Consider the following 2702-nt stretch of genomic DNA (forward strand, 5'->3'; position numbering starts at 1 on the left):
CACCCGGCCCCGCGGCGAGAGAGATAACCCGTCTTGAAGATTGATCGTGAGGACAAACACGTGGAGGGTCAAGTACAGGAGCAACGCCACCACCCAGGACACCACAATCAAGATGCTGGGGCGGCTGATAAACAGGGTGCGCACCGTCAGGTTCGAAAAAATGTACACCAGCGGCCATTCGAGGGTATCGGCCAAGGCCGGGCCGAGGGTCCCAACCACCAGCGCATAGATCACCACGATGATGGCTCCTTGGAACGCCACGGCCGCCAACGCCCAATGGCGGATCTGGGTCCAGCTCGTATCGCGCACGTGAGAACCCACGGTGACGATGACCTCCCCTTGCATCCACAGATACCAGGTGGCCACCATCCCTTTCGCGATCGGCACGACCCGTATGACGGATGCTGGATGCAGCGCCGCGATTTCGCGAAAGTGTCCCAAAGCCATGAAGACTAAGAAAAGGAACGACGCAATGATGAGGGGAAACCAGAGTTGGACGTTGCGTGCGACGTAGGTCAACGAGTGGCCAGCGAGCCAGCCTACCATCAAAAGCACCGTAACGGCGAAGAACCATAGCGGGGTATAGCGATAATATAATTGATGCAGCAGTTGACTAAACAGGGCCAAGAAGGCCGCGTCTAAAGGCACATAGAGAGCCGCGGTGGCGAGAAAGACAGGCCAGCGGGCCCAGCCCCACACAGCCTGCATGCGACGGAATTCGGTCATGCCGGTGGTTTTGGCGGGCCAGAGCGTCTGCAGCCAGGTAATCGCCAGAGCCACGCTAATCGACAGCAGGACGGCCCACGGGGCATCGAGGCCGGCATCGGTTAGCACGGTCTGGGGCCAGATATAGACGCCGCCGGCCACGACAGAGATGGCCGTGACCAAGAAGAACTGACCCCGGCTAATGGGCTCGACCGGCCCTACACTCATCGGGCGACTCCTTCGCCGTGAATGGTCACCTGCACCGCAATCTGGGCATGGATCGGCAGGGTGGTCAGACGGGTGGGAGAGAAGGTGGCGCCGAGCGTGTCGTCGAGCCACGCCGCTCGCTTGGCGTACCCGAAGGGATCGGTGTGGGTGCGGTTCGCCCAGGCAATCGCGGCCTGGGCGCGGGCGGCTATCACGCGGGCGGCCGCTAAGCCCACTCTCTGCTCGAGCGCGCGCGTGACCACGGTGTGCGGCGGCACATCTTCGATAATCCCGCTGGTGCGGATCTGCACCTGCACCGCGACGGCGCGGGGCGTCAAGCGCACCCGAGTGCGGGCGTGGGTGTGGAGGCGCGCCACCGTGTAGGCCTGATCATCCACCGAGACCGGCACCGCGACATCGACCGCCCGGTTGGTGAGATAGGCAAAGCCTTCGGTCACCGAGGGCGGCATGAGGACCGGACGCCCGTGCAGGGGATAAACCACCACGTGTCGGACCGTGACGCCGCCGGCGCGGCGCTGGGTCAAGGGTAGATAGGGCGAGTCTCCGGGGGTCGCGTTCCGGGCCCACCATTGCCAGCCATGTGCGCCCAGGCGGAGCGGATGGCAGTGACGGCAATCGAAATAGCTTGTGACGTAATAATACGGCACGACGGTTTGGGGGGAGGTCGACTCCAGCAAGACCGTTGGCGATCCGGGACTGGCCGCGATCCAAAAGGTGGCGGGCACCGCGCCCGTCGTCTGCAGGCTGTCGACAATCCGCGTGACTTGCCCGGTTGAGAGGTGTTGGTCCACAATGAGCAACTGGAGTTCGCCCACAGACACCTTGCGATCCATCGCGACTTGCACGCGTTGGACGGCCTGCTGCCAGGTCGGCGCCTGCACGGTCACCGTATAAAATTGTTGCGCCGACGGAATGGCCGTCAAACTGTCGGCCGTGACCGCGACATTGGGAAAGAGAAACTGCCACTGATGGTGCGCCGTGACGCCCACCGCCATGACGATCGCCCGTTGTTCGATGGGGCGTTGATTCCAACACCCGCTCACAAGCGGCAGCATCAGGCCTAAGACTAGGAGGCGGCGGACCCCGCGCCAACTCATGAACGGGGCCGATCCCATGACGAAGGCGGGACGACGACCGGAGGGCCCATGGATCGCACGTCTTGCGGGTGGGCAGTGGTCAGGCGCCGGCGCCACAGGGTCCAGGGGATCCGCAGGAGTAAATCCCGCCAGTCGGCTGCACGAAAGGGGGCGAACGGGGCGAAATACGGCACCCCAAAGGAGGTAAGGGAGATGAGGGTGCCAATGAGCCAGACGGTGACCAACACTAATCCATACACCCCCGCCACGGCGCCGGCCAGGAGCATGAGGAAATTGACGACCCGCCAGGTTCCGGTCAATTCGTACACCGGGGCACTATAGAAACTCAACGCCGTTAAGGTAATCACGACGATCATCTGCGGGCTGACCAATCCGGCTTTCACCACCGCGGTGCCGACCACAATCGCCCCCACCGTCCCAATCGTGACGGACAGGGTCTTGGGAAGTCGCAGGGCGGCCTCGCGCAACACTTCAATGACAAACACCATGAGTAGCGCCTCGACCACGGGCGGAAACGGGAGCCCGGCATGGCTGCCCGCGGTCATAAGGAGCAAAGCTGGCGGCAGCAAATTGGGGTTCACCTCGGTGAGGGCAATGTAGAGACCCGGCAGATACACGCCGATGGCCCAGCCCACAAGCCGAATCAAGCGGACAAACGTGGTGTCGTACCAG

Annotated in this window: 3 protein-coding genes; all 3 read right to left on the reverse strand. The window is 63.1% G+C overall.

What is annotated here, in order from left to right; genetic code table 11:
* Positions 1–933 (reverse strand): GerAB/ArcD/ProY family transporter (locus HIJ39_RS22420; protein WP_169103258.1); only part of this gene is annotated, 933 nt, incomplete at its 3' end.
* On the reverse strand, positions 930–2030 hold the full coding sequence (locus HIJ39_RS22425) for a Ger(x)C family spore germination protein (RefSeq protein WP_169103259.1): 1101 nt from the start codon (positions 2028–2030) through the stop codon (positions 930–932). The genes HIJ39_RS22425 and HIJ39_RS22420, both read right to left, overlap by 4 nt.
* On the reverse strand, positions 2027–2702 hold a 676-nt coding region (locus tag HIJ39_RS22430), incomplete at its 5' end, for a spore germination protein (RefSeq protein WP_207711867.1). The genes HIJ39_RS22425 and HIJ39_RS22430, both read right to left, overlap by 4 nt.

This window comes from Sulfobacillus harzensis (assembly GCF_012933365.1).
Lineage (GTDB): Bacteria > Bacillota > Sulfobacillia > Sulfobacillales > Sulfobacillaceae > Sulfobacillus_B > Sulfobacillus_B harzensis.

Excerpts from the sequence above, each read along its gene's own strand:
- HIJ39_RS22425 (WP_169103259.1), bottom strand. The coding sequence starts at position 2,030 with ATGAGTTGGCGCGGGGTCCGCCGCCTCCTAGTCTTAGGCCTGATGCTG.